At 48.8% G+C, this 20291-nt stretch carries 21 protein-coding genes; all 21 read left to right on the plus strand.

Annotated features, from left to right (window positions below):
• Window positions 1-17: 17 nt before the first annotated feature.
• Window positions 18-404: a hypothetical protein gene (locus FYJ59_RS03885; protein ID WP_022154091.1), complete on the plus strand. Its 387-nt coding sequence runs from the start codon at window positions 18-20 to the stop codon at window positions 402-404.
• A gap of 24 nt (window positions 405-428) precedes the next feature.
• Window positions 429-1616 carry a hypothetical protein gene (locus FYJ59_RS03890; protein WP_205839444.1) on the plus strand — a complete coding sequence of 396 codons (1188 nt, stop codon included), beginning with the start codon at window positions 429-431 and terminating at the stop codon, window positions 1614-1616.
• Between the two features lie 15 nt (window positions 1617-1631).
• Window positions 1632-2507: a diadenylate cyclase CdaA gene (gene cdaA / locus FYJ59_RS03895; protein ID WP_118547386.1), complete on the plus strand. Its 876-nt coding sequence runs from the start codon at window positions 1632-1634 to the stop codon at window positions 2505-2507.
• Complete coding sequence (locus FYJ59_RS03900) at window positions 2504-3790, plus strand: CdaR family protein (RefSeq protein ID WP_154495365.1); 1287 nt, start codon at window positions 2504-2506, stop codon at window positions 3788-3790. Before cdaA ends, FYJ59_RS03900 begins: the two co-directional genes overlap by 4 nt.
• A gap of 53 nt (window positions 3791-3843) precedes the next feature.
• Window positions 3844-5193 carry a phosphoglucosamine mutase gene (gene glmM / locus FYJ59_RS03905; RefSeq protein WP_022154095.1) on the plus strand — a complete coding sequence of 450 codons (1350 nt, stop codon included), beginning with the start codon at window positions 3844-3846 and terminating at the stop codon, window positions 5191-5193.
• A gap of 156 nt (window positions 5194-5349) precedes the next feature.
• The gene (locus FYJ59_RS03910; protein ID WP_022311851.1) at window positions 5350-5613 is read left to right on the plus strand and encodes an HPr family phosphocarrier protein; all 264 of its coding nucleotides are present in this window, start codon (window positions 5350-5352) and stop codon (window positions 5611-5613) included.
• Window positions 5614-5690: 77 nt separating this feature from the next.
• Window positions 5691-6716 carry a CPBP family intramembrane glutamic endopeptidase gene (locus FYJ59_RS03915; protein WP_154495367.1) on the plus strand — a complete coding sequence of 342 codons (1026 nt, stop codon included), beginning with the start codon at window positions 5691-5693 and terminating at the stop codon, window positions 6714-6716.
• A gap of 51 nt (window positions 6717-6767) precedes the next feature.
• A complete protein-coding gene (locus FYJ59_RS03920) occupies window positions 6768-7472 on the plus strand; it encodes an acyl-[acyl-carrier-protein] thioesterase (RefSeq protein WP_154495369.1) in 705 nt (234 codons plus the stop codon).
• Between the two features lie 86 nt (window positions 7473-7558).
• Window positions 7559-8398, plus strand: a complete 840-nt coding sequence (locus tag FYJ59_RS03925) for a CvfB family protein (RefSeq protein ID WP_154495590.1) — start codon at window positions 7559-7561, stop codon at window positions 8396-8398.
• Window positions 8399-8466: 68 nt separating this feature from the next.
• The gene (locus FYJ59_RS03930; protein ID WP_022154100.1) at window positions 8467-8658 is read left to right on the plus strand and encodes a YjfB family protein; all 192 of its coding nucleotides are present in this window, start codon (window positions 8467-8469) and stop codon (window positions 8656-8658) included.
• Window positions 8659-8858: 200 nt separating this feature from the next.
• Window positions 8859-9944 carry a PucR family transcriptional regulator gene (locus FYJ59_RS03935; protein ID WP_154495371.1) on the plus strand — a complete coding sequence of 362 codons (1086 nt, stop codon included), beginning with the start codon at window positions 8859-8861 and terminating at the stop codon, window positions 9942-9944.
• A 245-nt stretch (window positions 9945-10189) separates the two neighbouring features.
• Window positions 10190-10876: a cell division ATP-binding protein FtsE gene (gene ftsE, locus FYJ59_RS03940; protein ID WP_118551826.1), complete on the plus strand. Its 687-nt coding sequence runs from the start codon at window positions 10190-10192 to the stop codon at window positions 10874-10876.
• The gene (gene ftsX / locus FYJ59_RS03945; protein ID WP_154495375.1) at window positions 10866-11801 is read left to right on the plus strand and encodes a permease-like cell division protein FtsX; all 936 of its coding nucleotides are present in this window, start codon (window positions 10866-10868) and stop codon (window positions 11799-11801) included. The genes ftsE and ftsX overlap by 11 nt, the downstream gene beginning before the upstream one ends.
• Before the next feature lie 81 nt (window positions 11802-11882).
• Entirely contained in the window at window positions 11883-13115 is a 1233-nt protein-coding gene (locus FYJ59_RS03950) for a murein hydrolase activator EnvC family protein (protein WP_022154104.1), read from the plus strand.
• A 201-nt stretch (window positions 13116-13316) separates the two neighbouring features.
• Window positions 13317-14594 (plus strand): S41 family peptidase, encoded by a 1278-nt coding sequence (locus FYJ59_RS03955; protein ID WP_154495377.1) that lies wholly within the window; start codon window positions 13317-13319, stop codon window positions 14592-14594.
• Window positions 14595-14722: 128 nt separating this feature from the next.
• Window positions 14723-15445, plus strand: coding sequence for an amino acid ABC transporter ATP-binding protein (locus tag FYJ59_RS03960; protein WP_154495379.1), 723 nt, complete (start codon window positions 14723-14725; stop codon window positions 15443-15445).
• Window positions 15446-15588: 143 nt separating this feature from the next.
• Window positions 15589-16515, plus strand: a complete 927-nt coding sequence (locus tag FYJ59_RS03965) for a transporter substrate-binding domain-containing protein (RefSeq protein ID WP_235897903.1) — start codon at window positions 15589-15591, stop codon at window positions 16513-16515.
• A 91-nt stretch (window positions 16516-16606) separates the two neighbouring features.
• On the plus strand, window positions 16607-17335 hold the full coding sequence (locus FYJ59_RS03970) for an amino acid ABC transporter permease (protein ID WP_022154108.1): 729 nt from the start codon (window positions 16607-16609) through the stop codon (window positions 17333-17335).
• Window positions 17328-18110: an amino acid ABC transporter permease gene (locus FYJ59_RS03975; RefSeq protein ID WP_154495381.1), complete on the plus strand. Its 783-nt coding sequence runs from the start codon at window positions 17328-17330 to the stop codon at window positions 18108-18110. The genes FYJ59_RS03970 and FYJ59_RS03975 overlap by 8 nt, the downstream gene beginning before the upstream one ends.
• A 22-nt stretch (window positions 18111-18132) precedes the next feature.
• Window positions 18133-18729 (plus strand): cytidylate kinase-like family protein, encoded by a 597-nt coding sequence (locus FYJ59_RS03980; RefSeq protein ID WP_154495383.1) that lies wholly within the window; start codon window positions 18133-18135, stop codon window positions 18727-18729.
• A 223-nt stretch (window positions 18730-18952) separates the two neighbouring features.
• On the plus strand, window positions 18953-20062 hold the full coding sequence (locus FYJ59_RS03985) for an HD-GYP domain-containing protein (RefSeq protein ID WP_235897905.1): 1110 nt from the start codon (window positions 18953-18955) through the stop codon (window positions 20060-20062).
• Window positions 20063-20291: the final 229 nt, after the last annotated feature.

Raw genomic sequence — 20291 nt, forward strand, 5'->3', positions numbered from 1 at the left:
CTGCAGACGGAGGAGTTATGCTGAACGAAGAAAAGATCATATTGATGACCCAAATGGCATCTTATGAAGAAAACGAAGGCAAAAAGAACATGGCGATCGGCCGGTATTTTCGCAGCGACTACATTGCGATACAGGTATTGAAATCCGTATTGTGCGCCACGATCGCCTATGCGGTCTGTTTTGCTCTGTTTATTTTTTACGATTTTGAGACCTTTATGCAGGACATTTATAAAATGGATCTGGTCAGTTTTGCCAAAAATGTTCTGATGTATTATGGAATCACGGTAGTGGTATACGGAATTGCCTCCTACCTGATCTGCTCTTTGCGTTATGCCAGGGCGAAAAAAAGCCTGAAATGCTATTATAATAATCTGAAAAAGCTGAATTCTATATATAATGAGTAGGCAGCAGATTAATTTGGAGGAAATATGACTGCGTTACTGGAATTAAGAGAAAATCTGAAAAAGATATACAGCCGGAATGAAGCGTTTATTACACCGGTGATCAAGTTCCTGCTCAGCTTCATCGTGCTGAGTATCATAAACGGTAAAATGGGTTACATGACAAAACTGGACAATATGGCGATCGTACTGATCGTTTCTCTGCTATGTTCCTTTTTGCCTACCGGATTTATTGTACTATTTGCCATGATGTTCTCTCTGCTGCATATGTATGCGTTGTCTCTGGAGACAGCTGCAGTGGGACTGGTAGTATTCTTACTGCTGTATCTGCTGTTCCTGCGTTTCACGGCGAAGGAAGCAATGGTAGTGGTGCTGACACCGGTGCTGTGTATGCTGAAGCTTCCCTATGTGATGCCGGTGGCTATGGGACTGATCGGCACTCCCGCTTCCTGCGTATCGGTAAGCTGCGGCGTTGTGGTATATTATCTGCTTCAGACAGTGATCACCAATGCACCTACGATCAATTCCATGGGTGCGGAAGAGGCTACGGCGAAGCTGCGCCTGCTGATCGATGGCATTTTGGGAAGCAAAGCTATGCTGGTAACCATCGTGGCATTTACCATTACAGTGATCGTTGTATACCTCATTCGCAGAATGAGTGTGGATCACTCCTGGACCATCGCAATGATCGCCGGAGTCATGATAGAAGTACTGATCCTGCTGGTGGGGGATCTTATGTATGATACCAACCTTTCTATCTTCAGTGCGCTGCTGGGAGCGGTTGTTACTGTGCTGGTATGTAAGGCGATAGAATTTTTCCGGTTCTGCCTGGATTACAGCAGGACGGAAAAGGTGCAGTTTGAAGATGATGAGTATTATTATTATGTAAAAGCGGTACCGAAGATGACCGTTGCGGCACAGACCAATACTGTGAAAAAGATCAACACCCAGCGCCGGCCGGCAAACCAGACGGCCCATCCTGCAGGGCAGGGCAGACCTTCCGGCCAGAGCCGGAGTGGCGGACAGAATGTCAGAAGTGCGGAAGGATCCGCAAGAAGTGTAGTAACAGAGCGTACAGCGCCTGCCAGAAGCAGCGCTCCTTATGGACAGCAAAATCCCTACCGCGGACGGGAAATGACCGGCGGCAGAAGCGTTACCATAAGCAGTGACCATATGGCGCAGGACGACTCGGACGATTACGAAGAATTGTTCTGAAGGGATTAATGAAAAATGCAGTTGTGGGATAAGCTGGCAGAATATGCGAAAAACTTCAGCAGTTACCGTACGACCATGGATTTCGGCGATGTGGCGGAGATCCTGATCATTGCGGTATTACTGTATTATACATTGGTATGGATGAAGACGACCCGGGCATGGATATTGCTTAAGGGTCTGATTGTCATCCTTGTTTTTTTGCTGCTGGCTTATTTTTTCCGGATGACAACGATACTGTGGATGGCGCAGAATGTGCTGGGGTTTGCGGTGACGGCATTGATCGTGGTGCTGCAGCCTGAGCTAAGGAAGGCATTGGAAGAGCTGGGCAAGAAAAACATTATCAGCTCTGTGCTGCCGTTTGACAACAGCCACCGCGTGAATGAAGAATTCTCGGAGAAGACGATCAACGAGATTACCAAAGCCTGTGTGGAGATGGGCAAGGTAAGGACGGGAGCCCTGATCGTGATCGAACAGAAGGTATCTCTGCGTGATTACGAGAGAACCGGTATCGATGTGGACGGTATTGTTACCAGCCAGCTGCTGATCAATATATTTGAACATAATACACCGCTGCATGACGGAGCGGTGATCATACAGGGGAACAGAGTGGTATCCGCCACCTGCTATCTGCCGTTGTCTGACAATCTGGGACTGAGCAAGGAGCTGGGAACCAGACACCGGGCCGGTGTGGGTATCTCAGAGATCACGGATTCCCTGACGATCATTGTGTCCGAGGAGACCGGCAAGATCAGTGTGGCTTATGAAGGTGAGCTGGAACGTAATCTCGATGCGGATTCCCTGCGTGACAGAATGCATAAGATCCTGAACAACCCAGTAGAAGAACATAAGAATCTGCGAATCTGGAAGGGAAGGAGCCGAGACAAAAAATGAAAAAATTATTGACACGTAATCTTGGACTGAAGCTTGCTTCTCTGTTACTTGCCTTTGTACTGTGGTTCCTGGTGGCACAGATTTACGACCCTAAGGATACAGTCACCTTTAACAATATCCAGGTCCGTCTGATCAATACAGAACTCCTGGATGAAGAAGGAAAAGTATATGAGGTCCTGGACAACAGCAATCTGGTCCGTGTGACGGTCACCGGACCGCAGAGCATCGTGAAATCCGAGCTGCGCAGAAGTGATATCGTAGCGGAAGCGGATATGAGCAAGCTGACAGATATCAATACGATCGCGATCACCTATTATTGTGAGAATATCAGTAATGATTCTGTGGAGATCAAGGGGAATCACGATTCCGTGCGGCTGAACGTAGAAGATAAGACCAGCAAATGGATCAAGCTGGAAAGTAATACCATCGGCGATGTGGCCTCCGGTTACATGATCGGGAATGTGACACTGGATCAGACGAATATCGAAGTGACTGGACCGAAATCCGCTATTTCGCAGGTGGATCATGCCGGGGTGGATATCAATGTGACGGATTCTACCACCAGCCTGTCGGCAAACGTGGACATCAAGCTGTATGATGCGGACGATAACGAACTGGTTCTGGAAAGCGTTAAGAAGAATGTCAATTCCGCATATATGACGGTAGAAGTACTGGCAACGAAGGAAGTTCCGGTAGAAATAGAATACATGGGTGTACCCGAGGATGGCTATATGGCTACCGGAGAGGTGGAGAGCAGCGTACCCACAGTCAGGATCGCGGGAACCGTATCCACACTGGTGGGAATTTCAGCGATTACCGTGCCGGAGGACCGTATGAATATTACGGGACAGACTGATAATCTGGTGGACATCATCAACCTGAAGGAATACCTGCCGTCGAATGTCAGACTGGCGGATAAGAGCTTTGATGGCAAGATCACGGCTACAGTCTACATTGAACCGATCGTCAGCAAGGATCTCACGGTAGCAGCAGAAAATATTTCTGTCACAGGAGTACCGGACGGCATGGAAGCAGAGATCACTTCCACGGCAGAGGAATACAATATTACAGTATCCGGCTTGTCCAGGAATGTCAGCATACTGCGCGACAGCAGCGTGACGGGCATTTTGAACCTGACGCAATGGATGGAAGATAACGGTGTGGAAGAACTGACACCGGGCACCTATACCATACCGGTAACCTTTAATCTGGCAGAGGATATTACGGTAACCCCGGATATCAATATCCATATCCGCCTGAAAAATGCAGATACCAATAATTAATAAATAAAAAAGCAATATGTCGTGAAGAGCGACGGAATGAGAGGACTTTTACAATGGCTAGAATGTTTGGAACAGACGGTGTACGTGGTATTGCCAATGAGGAACTGACTCCCCTGCTGGCGATGCAGTTAGGTCAGGCCGGAGCTTATGTGCTCACTAAGGAAAATGAGCATAAACCCACCATCATGGTAGGCTGCGATACTAGAATTTCCGGAGATATGCTGGCAAATGCCCTGATGGCAGGAGCCTGTTCGGTAGGTGCCAACTGCATCTATGTAGGAGTGATTCCGACCCCGGCAGTGGCTTATCTGACGAAAAAATACAAAGTAGATGCGGGAGTTGTGATCTCCGCCTCTCACAATCCGGTGGAATTTAACGGAATCAAGTTCTTCGACGGCAACGGTTATAAGCTTCCGGATGCCATGGAGGATGAGATCGAGGCTCTGATCCGGAACAATATGCCCGGTATCAAGTTCCCGATCGGACCCGGCGTCGGCAAGATCAAATACCGCACGGATGCCAGAGAAGAATACATTAACCATGCGATGAGAGCGGTAAATGTGGATCTGACCGGACTGAAAATCGTAGTGGACTGTGCGGAAGGCGCATCTTTCTACACTTCCGTGGAATGTCTGAAGGAACTGGGCGGCAGCGTGGTAGCCATTCATAACAACCCGGACGGTACCAATATCAATGCCAACTGCGGATCTACCCATATGGAAGAGCTGCAGGCGAGAGTAGTCTATGAGAAGGCAAATGTCGGTCTGGCATTTGACGGTGACGCAGACAGACTGTTAGCTGTAGATGAAAATGGTAAGATCGTAGATGGTGACCAGATCATGGCAATCGTCGGCAACTTTATGAAGAGCAAGGGAACCCTGAAAAAGGACACCATCGTAGCAACCGTAATGAGTAATCTGGGATTCTTCCTGATGGCTGAGAAGAACGGCATCACCATGGAGAAGACCAAGGTAGGCGACCGTTATGTATTGGAACGCATGAAGGAAATTGGTGCAAGTCTCGGCGGAGAACAGTCCGGACACATCATTTTCCTGGATGAGAATACCACCGGTGACGGACTGCTCAGCGCACTGCATCTGTTACAGGTAATGGTGGAGACCGGGAAACCGCTGTCCGAGCTGGCACAGATCATGGAAGTACTGCCCCAGGCACTGGTAAATGCCAAGGTAGCCAACCATAAAAAAGAAAAGTACATGGAATATCCCGAGATTGCAGATGCCATTCAGAAGCTGGAGGAGAAGTTCGCCGGAGAAGGTCGTGTCCTGATCCGTCCTTCCGGAACAGAGCCTCTGGTAAGAGTTATGATCGAAGGAAAAGATCAGCAGGTGATCCAGGAGGAAGCACAGAGACTTGCCAGCCTGATCCAGGATATCATGTTCTAAACAGACAGAATACGAAAGATGTCTTGGAAAAGTTCTTGTGAATGAATTACATTCATGCTATGATAAGAATGTAATTCGTATGTAATGGGTATGTAAATTCATAAGAATGTTAGAGGAAATAATGCATATTAATATAGATATTGGAGGGTTTATGATATGGTAAGTCAGAAAGTTGTAATCAAGAATCCTACGGGCCTGCACTTGCGTCCCGCCGGAATTCTGTGCAAGGAGGCAATGCAGTTCAAGTCTCTGATCACTTTCAAATTCCGTGAGAACACAGCCAACGCCAAGAGTGTACTGAGCGTATTGGGAGCGTGTGTAAAGTGCGGAGATGAGATCGAATTCGTATGCGAAGGCGAGGATGAGGCAGAGGCGCTGAAGACTCTGGTAGAAGCTGTAGAGAATGGTCTTGGGGAATAGACCGCAGCAGAAAAATAAGGGGCTGTGTATCCTTGCGGTGCACAGCTTTTTCTATGACATGAGGGAGAGAAAAGAAAATGGACGAAAAAAGTATGAAGAAGAGTTTTTCCGGTCTGGGACTGAGATTCCTGATCGGAACATTGATCATCTACGCAGTGCAGATAGCAGTCGTGGCTGTTGTGGGACAGGTAAAGCCGGAGTGGCTGGACAATACTACCATCAACCTGATCCTTAGTGTCATGCCGTTGTATCTGATCGGCATGCCGGTATTGATCGCGATGGTAAAACAGATGCCGGGGGAAGAACCTGTGAAAAAAAGCATGAAACCGGGACAGTTTATTCTGGCATTGATTATGTGTTTTGCACTGATGTATTGCGGTAATCTGGTGGGAACGCTGATCACTACGGTAGTCGGCACACTGAAAGGTTCTGCAGTAGATAATGCCCTTATGACCTACGCCACAGAATCCAATATGATCGTAACGTTTATTTACATGGTGATCTGCGCACCGATCCTGGAAGAATATATTTTCCGCAAGCTGATCGTGGATCGCACCGTAAAATACGGTCAGGGAGTGGCGATTGTCCTGTCCGGCCTGATGTTCGGACTGTTCCATGGCAACCTGAACCAGTTCGCTTATGCCTTTCTATTGGGAATGCTTTTGGCATTCCTGTATGTGAAGACCGGTAACCTGAAGATCACCATCGGCTTACACATGTGCATTAATTTTATGGGGGCGGTAGTCAGTGTACTGTTATTGAAGGCAATTCATCTGGACGAATACCAGGAGATCGTCATGAACGGTGGGGATGCGCAGACGGTCATGGATTTCATGATGGCGTATCTGCCGGGCTGGATCGGCTATATGGTCTATGTATTGTTTATTCTGGCAGTTGTAATCACCGGAATTGTATTGTTTATTGTCTTCCGTAAAAGATTTGCATTGGATCCGGGACAGATCCCCAAGGGACAGAGATTTAAAACAGTCATCTGCAATCCCGGAATGCTCTGCTATTGCATTTTCTGGATCGTGATGATTCTTCTGCAGATGTTCCCGGAGATCGTGCAGATGCTGTTGGAAATCTCTCCGCTGTCCCTGTAAACACATTCCGCAAGGGCTGACAGTGGAGAGCAGACAAAGGAGATAAGATACATGTACGCATTTGACAGCAGAATACGTTACAGTGAGACAGACAGCGAAGGGAGACTGACGCTGAATGCCCTGCTGAACTATTTTCAGGATTGTTCCACCTTCCATTCGGAAGATGTGGGGCTTGGAATCGGCTATATGAAGGAGATCGGTCAGGTCTGGGTGCTTTCTGCCTGGCAGATCGTTGTGAACCGTTATCCGCAATTAGGGGAAAAAGTCAGGATCGTGACACTGCCCTATGAATTAAAAGCATTTCTGGGATATCGTAATTTTGCCATGCTGGATGAAAAGGGTGAATATATTGCGAAGGCTAACTCCCTATGGAGCCTTCTGGACGTCACCACGGGCAAACCGGTGATCGTAAATGAAGCGATGCGGAAGGGCTATGTGGCAGATGAAAAGCTGGACATGGATTATGCCCCCCGCAAGATCACCGTACCAGAGGGTGGACAGCTGCTGGAATCTATCGTGGTGAAAAAACATCATCTCGATACCAACCATCACGTGAATAACGGGCAATATGTGAATATTGCCATGGAATATCTGCCGGATGATTTTGTGATCCGTCAGATGCGTGCGGAATATAAAAAACAGGCATTTCTGGAGGATGTGCTGCATCCTTATGTAGTGCAGACAGAGAACGGATATATCATCTGCCTGCAGGATGAGGAAGGCAGACCCTATGTATCTGTAGAATTTCTACAATAACAATAGTAGTGATAATAGCAGAATGAAAAGGAACCGATAACTCAGACAAAAGCTGTGAAACAGTCAGAACAGGAGAAAACGTGGAACTGAAATTAGGCGAAAAACAGACGCTGGTAATTGTGAAAAAAGTAGAATTCGGAGTCTATCTGGCGACGAAGGAAGCACCGGAAGACAAAGTGCTCCTGCCGGCCAAACAGGTCCCTGCCGGAGCAAAGGTGGGAGATGAGGTGGAGGTATTCCTGTATCGGGATTCCAGCGACCGCCTGATCGCCACGATCAGAACTCCCAAATTAATCATGGGACAGGTGGCACTGCTGACGGTAGTGCAGATCGGCAAAGTCGGAGCTTTCCTGGACTGGGGACTGGAGAAGGATCTGTTCCTGCCCTTCAAACAGCAGACACGAAAAGTAAAAGCCGGAGATCAGGTGCTGGCTTCCCTTTATATCGACAAAAGCGGCAGACTCTGCGCGACCATGAATGTCTACGAACAGCTGCGCACAGACAGCCCTTATAAAAAAGATGACATGGTGACAGGAAGAATCTATGAGATCAGCAAAAATTTCGGTGCATTCGTAGCGGTGGATGACTGCTTCTCCGCACTCATCCCGAAAAAAGAACTCTTTGGTGCCACAGAGCCGCCGAAGATCGGAGAACACGTGACCGCCCGCGTTGTAAAGGTATTGGAAGACGGTAAGCTCACACTGAGCATCCGGGAAAAGGCATATCTGCAGATCCAGAAGGATGCGGAGAAGATCGAAAAACTGCTGGACAGCTATGAAGGCTCCCTGCCTTTTAACGATAAGGCAGCACCGGAGGTCATTACCCATGAGACCGGCATGAGCAAGAACGAGTTCAAACGTGCCGTGGGACACCTGCTGAAGAAAGGCAAAATTCAGATTACGGAGAAAAATATCCGCAGAATCTGACGTTGTAATCGTTGACGGAAAGTGATACAATAACATTACCCGGAGGGTGCAGACAAGGAGGTGTTCCAATGGATATCGCAGGATTATCAATGGCAATGGCATCTACCAACTTACAGAATAAAGTGGGAACAGCAATGCTGGGCAAGGCAATGGATACGAACGAAGCTCTGGGCCAGGGACTGGTACAGATGATCGATTCCGCAGCCATGGAGCGCAGCGTGACACCGGAGCTGGGTGCCAATATAGACTTACGACTGTAATATAATAAACGCTAAGACAAAAAGAGCTCGGAATATTAGTTTTCCGAACTCTTTTTTTACGCTTATTTGAAAATAAAATAGCATTTTTACTAAAAAGTGCATAAAAAACTATTGCTTTTTTACTGGATTTTTTGTACATTTGTAATGTATGGGGTACTACGTCAAGAAGAATTTTTGTATGGGGACCGAAGGAGCAGAAGATGATATCAAATCAGATTTTACAGAACACCATTGAAGGACTGAAAGGAATCGCCAGAGTCGAACTGTGCGTCATGGATGTGGATGGCAAGGAAGTAGCGGCCACCATGGATATGGGGAACTGTTCTAAGCCTGCGGTGGAATTCGCAGCATCACCGGCTGATTCTCAGGAGATCCAGGGATACCAGTATTTCAAGATCTATGACGAACAGCAGCTGGAGTATATTCTCGTAGCCGGCGGTACCGGTGAAGATGTCTATATGATCGGCAAAATGGTTGCTTTCCAGATCCAGAATCTGCTGGTAGCTTATAAAGAAAGATTTGATAAGGATAACTTCATTAAGAACCTGCTGTTGGACAATCTGCTGCTGGTGGATATCTACAGCCGTTCCAAGAAGCTGCACATCCAGACAGATGTTCCCAGGGTGGTTATGATCGTGGAATCCGCAGGCGGCAAGGATAATAACGTCCTGGAGATCGCCAGAACCCATTTCGGTTCCAACAGCAAGGATTTCATCACGGCAGTGGACGAGAGCAACGTGATCGTGGTGAAGGAGTTCTCAGAGACCGATACCGGAAAAGAGATCGAGAAGGCAGCCAGCGCGCTGGAGACCACTCTTCTGAAGGAAGGCATCCGGGAGGTCCGTATCGCATACGGAACTATCGTGCATGAGATCAAGGAAGTCAGCCGTTCCTACAAGGAAGCCAAGATGGCGCTGGATGTAGGCAAGATCTTCTTCGATGAGAGAGATATTATCGCGTACAGTGAGCTGGGAATCGGCCGTCTGATCTATCAGCTGCCCATTCCGCTGTGCAAGATGTTCATTCGTGAGATCTTCGGCGGCAAGAGTCCGGATGATTTTGATGAAGAGACACTGACCACGATCTATAAATTTTTCGAGAACAGCCTGAATGTGTCCGAGACCTCCAGACAGCTGTTCATTCACAGAAATACACTGGTATACCGTCTGGATAAGCTCCAGAAGAGTACCGGACTGGATCTGCGCGTATTCGAAGACGCCATCACCTTCAAGATCGCGCTGATGGTTGTAAAATATATGAAATATATGGAAACATACGAGTATTGATTTCTTGCGGAGCCATGAAATAACGGAAAATGAGCGTCGAATGCTGGCATTCGTAAGAACATTTGACGTTATTTCTTTGGCGAGAAAGCCTCAATGAGCAAAAGAAAAGCTCCGTAGGAGCGATTTTGCGAATGAGGCTCTGCAAGAAATCAATATGATGACAAGACAGTAGAAAGGCAAGATAGCAAATGGCAAACAAAGAAGCACAAAGGCTGAAGAGAGAACGGATCATAGAGGAAAATGGCATTATCTTCCTGGACAATGTAAGCAAGTCCTATTCCACCGGCTCTCCGGCACTCAACGGGGTAACGCTGAGCATCGGAAGAGGGGAATTTGTATTTATCGTAGGTGACAGCGGATCCGGTAAATCGACATTGATCAAATTACTGCTGCGGGAGCTTACAGCAACCAGCGGCAGTGTTTATGTTATGGGAAATGATCTGGCGAGATTAAAGCACAGACAGATTCCCCGATTCCGGCGTAACCTGGGCGTGGTGTTCCAGGATTTCCGACTGTTGAATGACCGTAATGTTTATGAAAATGTAGCATTTGCACAGCGCATCGTGGAGACTCCCGTCAGCGAGATACGCAGAAATGTCCCTGCGATCCTGGCTACGGTAGGACTGGCAGGCAAATACAAAGCCAAGACCAAACAGCTCTCCGGCGGTGAGCAGCAGCGTGTGGCACTGGCCCGTGCGCTGGTGAACAATCCGTCCATACTTTTGGCGGATGAGCCCACCGGTAATCTGGATCCCAATAACTCCTGGGAGATCATGAAGCTGTTAGAGGAGATCAATGAAAGCGGCACCACGGTAGTCGTGGTAACCCATAACCGCGAAATCGTCAATGCCATGCAGAAACGAGTGATCACCATGAAAAAAGGCGTGATCATCAGCGACGAAGAGAAGGGTGGGTATATTGATGAAGATTAGTACACTTTTATATACGATCAAGCAGGGATTTGCCAATATATTCCGAAATAAATGGTATTCCCTGGCATCTATTGCGACCATATCGGCCTGCCTGTTTCTGTTTGGCCTGTTCTACTCCATCGTGGCTAACTTCCAGAACATCCTGAAGACAGCGGAGGAAGGCGTGTCTGTGACCGTATTTTTCCATAGTGAATGGGATGGCTGTGAGAGTCATACCGAGGGACAGATTCCTTCCGAACAGCAGATAGAAGAGATCGGACAGGAGATCGCCAAGCGTGCCGAGGTATCCGACGTACAGTTCAAATCCGCAGACGAGGCATGGGCTACTTTCGGACCGGACTATTTCGGTGAGGATTATGCGGAAGGTTTCCCGGAGAATCCACTGGCGGGAGAAGACAGCTATGAGATTTTCCTGAGCGATGTGTCCATGCAGGATGCACTGGTGACCTGGCTGCAGTCCATTCCGCAGGTGCGTAAGGTCAATTATTCCGAGATGACGGCCAATACCCTGAGCGGACTGAATCTGCTGATCGCTTATGTGTCCATGGGTATTATTGTGATCCTGCTGGCTGTCAGCATCTTCCTGATCAGCAATACCGTAGCGATCGGTATCTCTGTGCGGTCGGAAGAGATCAATATCATGAAATATATCGGTGCCACGGACTTTTTCGTGCGTGCACCTTTCGTACTGGAAGGCATGCTCATCGGACTGATCGGAGCTGCCGTTCCGATGGGACTGATCTATTCGCTGTATAATTACGCACTGAATTATATCGTGGAAAGATTCCTGGTACTCAGTGGTTTCCTGAATTTCCTGTCGGTAGATGAAGTGTTCCATTTCCTGATCCCGGTATCTCTGGGAGTCGGTGTGGGCATCGGTTTCCTGGGAAGCATATCCACCGTCAGAAAACATCTGCACGTATAATGAAGTAGTCATTCCCGGGTATCTGCATGGCAGTACCCGGGTTCTAAAATCCCGCAAACAAGTGATACGGATGGGAGTTAAATGAATAAGAATAAAAAAGGAATCCTTCTGGCACTTTGCCTGGTGCTGGCGGTCCCGGTATGCGGCAGCGGTCTTCCCGCGCAGGCTACCAGCATGTCTTCCATTACGTCAGACAGCATCCGGGAGAAACAGGATCAGATCAATCAGGCACAAAAAGAACGCGAAACGATGAAGAGCAATCTGAGCAACCTGGAACAGATCAAGAAAGATCTGGAAACCAAGAAAAGTAATCTGAAAAGTTACGTTGCACAGCTGGATCAGAATCTGAGCGAGATCGAACAGAATATTGCAGACCTAAAGAGCCAGATCACAGCCAAAGAGGAAGAGATCACACAGACACAGGAGGAACTGGATGCGGCGCAGGCCAAAGAGGATGCGCAAAAGGATGCCATGATCCGTCGTATCCGTGTCATGTATGAAAAAGGAGATTCCTACATCCTGGATATGATGTTAAAGGCGGAGAGCTTCAGTGATTTCCTGAACCGGGCGGATTTCATGGATCTGGTCATGGCATATGACCGCCAGCAATGGAAAGAATTCATGGAGAACCGTAAATACATTGCATTGTGTAAGGAAGAACTGGAAGCGGAGAAACAGATCCTGGATGAAGCTAAGGCCGGGGTGGAGCAGGAGCAGGCCAATATGGAGGCCCTGATCGACCAGAAGAGCCGAGATATCACCGCCTATGAGAGCGATATTTCCAACAAAGAACAGGCTATCAAGGAGTATAAACAATCCATCGCCGATCAGGATGCAGAGATCGCAGCACTGGAGGCAGCGATCGCAGCAGAGAAAAAGAGGATCCTGGAGGCCAGCGGTACGGTGCTGACCTATGACGGTGGTGTATTCAAATTCCCACTGGCATCCTATACCAGAATTTCGGATGATTACGGCAATCGTATCCACCCTACCCTGGGAATTGAACAGTTCCATAATGGCGTGGATTTCGCCGCACCGAAAGGAACAGCGATCTATGCAGCCTATGACGGCCAGGTGGTGGCAGCCACCTACAGCAATACCATGGGGAACTACGTCATGATCGACCATGGCGGCGGCCTGTATACGATCTATATGCATGCATCGGCACTGTATGTGTCCAGGGGTGATATCGTAGTCAGAGGGGAGACCATTGCGGCGGTAGGCTCCACCGGACGTTCCACCGGCAACCATCTGCACTTCAGTGTTCGTAAGGATGGGGCATATACTTCACCTTGGAATTACCTGTCGCAATAGTTCTGCAATCGCAGAGCGCGTGACTGCTTGCAGGCAGAGCGCTATGGCGATTAGCAGAACAAACATACATGAGCAAGTAGGGCAATAGCCCGGAATGCGAATGTATGTAGCATTTCGAGAGTGCGAAGCACGGAGAAATGCGTGTTGCGATAAAGACGCGCCGTGTTGCAACGAAAGCTTGGAAAATAAAGGAGAGTATATATGGAAGAAAATAAGGAATTGGAAACGGTGACGGAGTCCCAAAGGAATGCCGGAAAGGGTCTGTTCCTCAGCGGCATTATCGTAGGATTCGCTGCGACTCTTCTCGTGGTGGGGGGCATCTTTATCGCTTTCCAGATCCATCGTATCGTTACCGTGAAGGATGATGTGTCGGCGCAGGTATTCTATGACGAGGATTCTGCTGTCAATGCCCAGACGATCAAAAAGCTGCAACTGCTGGAAGACACGGTAAAAGAGAACTTTTACTTAAGCGAGGTCACCAATGAACAGCTGGAGGACGGTATGTACCGCGGACTGATGGAGGCTCTGGATGATCCGTATTCCGAGTATTACACCGCAGAGGAACTGAACGAACTGACAGAACAGACCCAGGGAATCTATTATGGTATCGGAGCCTATGTCAGCATGGATTCCGATACGAATCTGCCGAAGATCAGCGGAGTCATCGAGGGCGCACCGGCGGCGGATGTGGACCTGCGGGCCAACGATATCATCTATGAAGTGGATGGAGTGTCCACTGCGGGCAAGACGCTGACGGAATCCGTGAGCATGATCCGCGGAGAAGCTGGCACCACGGTAGATCTGACGATTGTCAGACAGGGCGCGGGCGATTATCTGCACGTTACGGTAGAGAGAGCAAAGGTGGAGAGTCCCACCGTCAAATATGAGATGCTGGATGACAGCATGGCATATATCCAGATCGTGGAATTCGATGATGTGACCATAGACCAGTTCACGGATGCATTGGCTACCGTAAAAGGATCCGATATGAAGGGACTGATCCTGGATCTGCGGGGCAACCCCGGCGGAAGCCTGGATGCAGTGGTGCAGATTGCAAGAAAGCTGCTTCCGGAGGGAATGATCGTATATACCGAAGACAAGGCGGGCAAGCGCACAGAATATACCTGCGACGGCAAGACTCCTCTCGAAGTACCGCTGGTAGTGCTGGTGGATATGAACAGTGCCAGCGCTTCCGAGATCCTGGCGGGAGCCATTCAGGACTATGGCATCGGAACCCTGGTAGGTACCACTACCTTTGGCAAGGGAATCGTACAGCAGATCATGCCGTTTACCGACGGTTCCGCCATCAAGATCACCATCAGTGCCTATTATACCCCCAATGGCCGCAATATCCACGGCACCGGTATTGAGCCAGATGTGGAATGCGAGTTTGATGGGGATGCTTACTACAACAGCGATACCCCGGTGGATAACCAGCTGGAGAAAGCAAAAGAAGTGTTAAAAGATTTGATGAAATAAAAGCTTGACAAAGCGCACAAAACTGTTTAAGATATAACCCATAAAACAAAGGCGTTTTTACCAAATCGGTAAAAGCGCCTTTTTCTGTTACATAAGTTCCTGCCCGGAACACAGAATGGAGGAGCAAAATGATCAGACTGGAAAATGTATGTAAGAATTTCGGAGATCTCCAGGTACTGAAAAATGTCAATCTGGAAGTAAAAGAAGGCGAGAAGCTGGTTATCATCGGACCCTCCGGCTCTGGGAAATCCACCACCGTGCGATGCATGAATTTCCTGGAGGAGCCTACCAGTGGTCATGTCTATATCGATGGACAGAAGCTGACGCATGCGAATAAGACCAAGATCATCCGGGAGTCCATCTCCATGGTGTTCCAGCAGTTCAATCTGTATCCGCATATGACGGTGCTTAAGAATCTGACCATAGCTCCCATGAAGCTCCATCACAAGAGCAAAAAGGAAGCGGAGGATCTGGCATATCATTATCTCGATGTAGTAGGTCTGCGGGACAAGGCACATGTATATCCCACCACACTGTCCGGAGGACAGCAGCAGAGGATCGCCATAGCGAGAGCCCTGTGTGCACAGACGAGGATCATACTATTCGATGAACCCACATCCGCACTGGATCCCGAGACGATCCAGGAAGTATTGGATGTCATGATCAAGCTGGCAAAAGAAAACATCACCATGGTAGTGGTCACCCACGAGATGGGATTCGCTAGACAGGTAGCGGACCGCGTGGTATTCATGGCAGATGGACAGATCATAGAAGAGGGAACTCCGGATCACTTTTTCGAGAATCCTTCCAACGAACGCGTAAAGCAGTTCCTGGGCAAGATCATCCGCTGATATCCTGTGAACCATACTCTGGTCAGCACAGCGGCAGATGTATTATCATGTCGGTCTATCCATGAGGCCGCTTTTTACAACGTGCCAGTCAGAAAGGCTTCGTGTTTAGATATTTAGTGAGGAAATAAAAGGAGGAGAAAATTATGAAAAATTTGAGAAAATGGACTGCACTTGCGGCAGCAATGGCAATGACAGCAACACTGCTCACCGGATGCGGAAGCTCTGAAGCACCTGCATCTGAGGCAGCAGCTTCTACCGCTGACAGCAGCACAGCAGTGGCAACGGCACCTGCGGAGACCACAGTAGCAGACGGAGAGCTGGCAGCAGATGTACAGGCGATCGTAGACAGAGGCGTATTGAGAGTCGGTGTTAAGAATGCAGTAGTCGGCTTCGGCTTCCAGGATACCCTGACCGGTGAGTATTCCGGACTGGAGATCAGCCTGGCTGAGAAGATCGCAGAGAGCCTCGGCGTGGACGTAGAATTCACCGCAGTTACCGCAGCTACCAGAACCGAGCTTCTGGATTCCGGCGATATCGACTGCGTACTGGCTACCTTCACCATTACCGATGAGAGAAAGCAGAGCTGGGATTTCTCCACTCCTTATTTTACAGACTATGTAACCGTACTGGTAGAGGATAAGAGCGGCATTACTTCTCTGGCAGACCTGGTAGACAAAAAGGTCGGCGTATCCTCCGGTTCCACTTCTGCAAAAGCACTGGTGAATGCTATGATCGAAGCCGGTCTGATCGATGGCAGCGGATTTGATGCAGATACCTTCGATCCCGCACTGTGGACCACAGGCGTCTCTTTCCAGCAGTATGATGACTATCCTGCCATCTCCACTGCACTGAGTGCCGGTGAAGTAGATGCGTTCTGCGTAGATAAGTCTATCCTGGCAATCTACAAGACCGAGGGACGTTCTTACATCGATGACAAGTTCTCACCTCAGGAATACGGCGTAGCTACCACTAAGGGTTCCGGCCTCTCCGCTTATGTGGATGAGCTGATCCAGGGATGGCTGGCAGACGGTACGATCGACAGCCTGATCACTGAGAACGGATTAGAGTAAAGATAAAATAAGAAGCAGTCTACAGCGCCCGAAGACTAGGGAGTACCCGGAGGGGCGCTGTAGAGATGAAAAGTAACCGGGAGGAAACACTATGTCTGGTATTATTTCAGCGAGAGCCTGGGGCAAGGTCTGGGCATACAGGAGCACATTCCTGTTAGGACTTCTGAATACTGTGGAGACAGCAATTTTCGCCATTCTGTTGGCACTGGTGCTGGGTGTGATCTTCGGACTGATGGCGACAAGCGGGAAAAAGATATTGCAGGTCATCAGCAGAGTCTATGTGGAGATCATGCAGAATACGCCGATCCTGCTCCAGCTGTGTTTCTTCTACTATGCACTGGCATTTTCCGGTCACAGCATCGGAATCCTGCCGACGGGTATCGTTGCACTGGGCGTATACACCGGAGCCTATATGGCTGAGGTGGTACGTGCGGGCATCGAATCCATTCCCAAAGGACAGTTCGAAGCGGCACAGTCCCAGGGATTCACCTATGTGGAGCGGATGTATTATATCATCCTTCCGCAAAGCATCAAGATCATTTTACCACCTATGGTAAACCAGATCGTGAACCTGATCAAAAATACCTCCTGCCTGTACATCATCGGCGGAGCCGATCTGATCTCGCTGACTTACAGCTTTGTCACCGGGGAAAATACCGGTGGTGCTTATGCACCGGCATATCTGGTCAGCGGATTGCTATTTTTCATTATATGTTATCCACTCTCCAAGACAGCCAGTGTCTGGGAGATTCATCTGAAGAAAAGGGATCAGCGGGTGACATTCCAAAAAACAGAAGGGCAGGTGACAGACAATGAGTAATCTGGAAGCAAGCTTTTCCATTTTGGCACAAAAGGGCGTAATGCTCTATATCCTGAGGGGAACGGTATTCACTCTGATCATTGCGCTGATCGCCGTCGTGTTAGGAATTGTCATCGGTTCCGTACTGGCTCTGTGCAGGAATTACTGCACAAGCAAAACTACGAAAATATTTGGTATTATCGCCACCATATACATAGAAGTGTTCCGGAATACACCGTTATTGCTGTGGATCTTCATCTGCCTGGTGTTCTGCCCCTGCCCGGAGCTGTTCAACCGGAAGCTGTTCGGACTGACTACGGTAGAGACGAAGCTGCTGTTTAAGGCAGCAGTTGCTTTGATCCTGTTTACCTCTTCCGTCATTGCCGAGATCATCCGCGGAGGACTGAACTCCATCGCCCACGGGCAGTTTGAAGCCGGTCATGCGCAGGGCTTCAACGTGGTGCAGGTCATGATCTATATCATCCTGCCCCAGGCATACCGGAACGTCATCCCGACCCTCCTCAGCCAGGTGATCACGACCATCAAGGATTCTTCCTATCTGGCCAACGTGGCAACCATTGAACTGATGGCGCGGACCAAACAGCTGCTTTCCGCCGCCAGCCGCTACAATGGCACCGGCAATGTAAACGTATCCGATGTATTTGTGCTGTTTGGAATGGCTGCATTGATCTATTTTATCATCAACTACACCCTGTCCTGCGTGGTGCGCTCCATGCAGAAACGCCGGAAGAAGCCGGTACGCGTTATGGCAGAGTCATTATACCCGTCAAAATGAGATGTAGGAAAAGAGGATTTCTATGGAACAGTATGTGATCACAATTTCAAGACAATTCGGCAGTATGGGCAGATCCATTGCCAAGGAGCTTTCCACAATACTGGGGATCGAGTTTATGGACAGAGATATCGTCGAGGCTACGGCGAAGCGGATGGGACTTCCGGTATCTGTGATCAGCGATGAGGAAGAGAGCATGAAGTCCTATTTTTTCCGCAGACAGTATCCGCTGGGTATGGGACTGTCCAGCTTAAAGGATGAGATCTTCTATACGCAGAAAAATATCATCCGTGATTTTGCTGCAAATGGCTCCTGCATCATCGTGGGACGCTGCGCCGATTATATTCTGGAGGATCTTCCGAATCATCTGAATGTGTACATCTATGCGCCGGATGAAGCCAGACTGAAAAACTGTGTGGAGAATCTGCAGATGGATCCCCAGACAGCGAAAAAGATGATGCGGGATGTGGATGCGGCGAGAAACCGTTATCACAAGGCGTACATCCCCGGCTGGCAGAATGTTTTTGACCACAAAGATCTCATGATCGACAGTAGCCGGTTCGGTATCGACGGCACGGCGAAGATTCTGGCGGATATCGTGAAGAACCAATGGGGAGATTAAAGCCATCAAAACAAGACATCAAAGCAAATACATCACTCCTAAGACAGCTGATTGTGACAATAGATGGACCATTTTGTCGAAATTAGCTGTCTTTTTTATAGAATTTAATGATTTTATCTATCAGAGATAACTGAATTATGATAAAATAGCAATGTCGCAAGGGCAAAAGCCCTCGACGTTGGTGTCTGCCACATACAAATCATCCGGAAAGGGGAAGCGACCGATGATTAAGAGAAAATATGTGCCGCTGCGCATTGTGCAGCCGGGAATGATGATCGATCAGGCGATCATAGACCGTGCGGGTCGTGTACTGATCGCCAGAAGAACCCGACTGGAGGACTTCCATATTGATGCGCTGAAAAAAATGGGGGTCACGGGTATTTATACCTGTGAAGGTACGGAAGATGTGAAACCGGCAGAAGCCGATCAGACGCAGCAACTGCCGGAGCCGCTGCAGAAGAAATATGATCAGGTCAAAGTGAAAGATCCTGCCAAGGTGCAGATCTCCGAGAGTGTACGCAGCCGTGTGGCGCAGGGGGTGCAGTATCTGTATCAGGATACCCAGTCTGCGGACTTCACCAATGCATCCCGCAGTATTACCGATGATCTGCTGAAGGCGATCGAGGATAACGATGCGGTAGCGGTGGATATCGGCGCACTGAAGGTCAGTGATGAGTATACCTTCAAGCACAGCGTGGATGTGGCGACCATGTCCATGATCGTAGCCAGAAAATACGGATTGAATGACCGGCAGGTCTACGAGATTGGCATTGCCGGACTTCTGCATGATATTGGAAAGTCCAAAATACCGAATGAAATATTGAACAAGGCAGCGAGACTTACGGACGAGGAATTCGCCATTATGAAGCAGCATTCTGTATATGGCTACCGGATCCTGCAGCCGAAGGAGGACCTGTCCACGGAGATCAAGCTGGGTGTGCTGCAGCATCATGAGAAGATGAACGGAAAAGGATACCCGATGGGAGTTACGGGAGACAAAATAGACCTGTTTGCAAGTCTGATCTCTGTATCGGATATCTATGATGCCCTAGTGACGGAGCGTCCTTACAAGAAGCCGTTCTCCCCCAGAGATGCCGTGGAGATGATCATGTCCATGACGGAAGAACTGGATATTAACGTTATGCGCTGCTTTTTAGAGAGCGTCATCCTCTATCCTGTCGGCACAGACGTGGCATTGAGCAACGGCGAGACCGCCCGCGTCGTGGAGAATATCCCCAATGCCGTTCTCCGTCCGAAGGTCCTGGGACTTACCACCGGACGAGTGTATGACCTCGCCAATGATGTGAAATGTGCGAATATTATTATTTTGTAAATTGAGAGTTAGTTGAATAGTTGCTTTAAAATCCACGCAGAAAGGACTGCCCGCCCCGGACTCGGATGCTAGCTACAACTGTGGATTTTCTAAAGGAAAGTGGCCAAGTGTTTCTCGTCATGACGGGGCCGCCTTTACGTTGCCATCCATGGCACTTATCGGCTAACGCGAACATCGTGTTCGCGTTGCCCCTGCGGCTCAACCACTTTCCAAGAAAATCTCACAGTCT

This window comes from Waltera intestinalis (genome assembly GCF_009695995.1).
GTDB lineage: Bacteria > Bacillota > Clostridia > Lachnospirales > Lachnospiraceae > Acetatifactor > Acetatifactor intestinalis.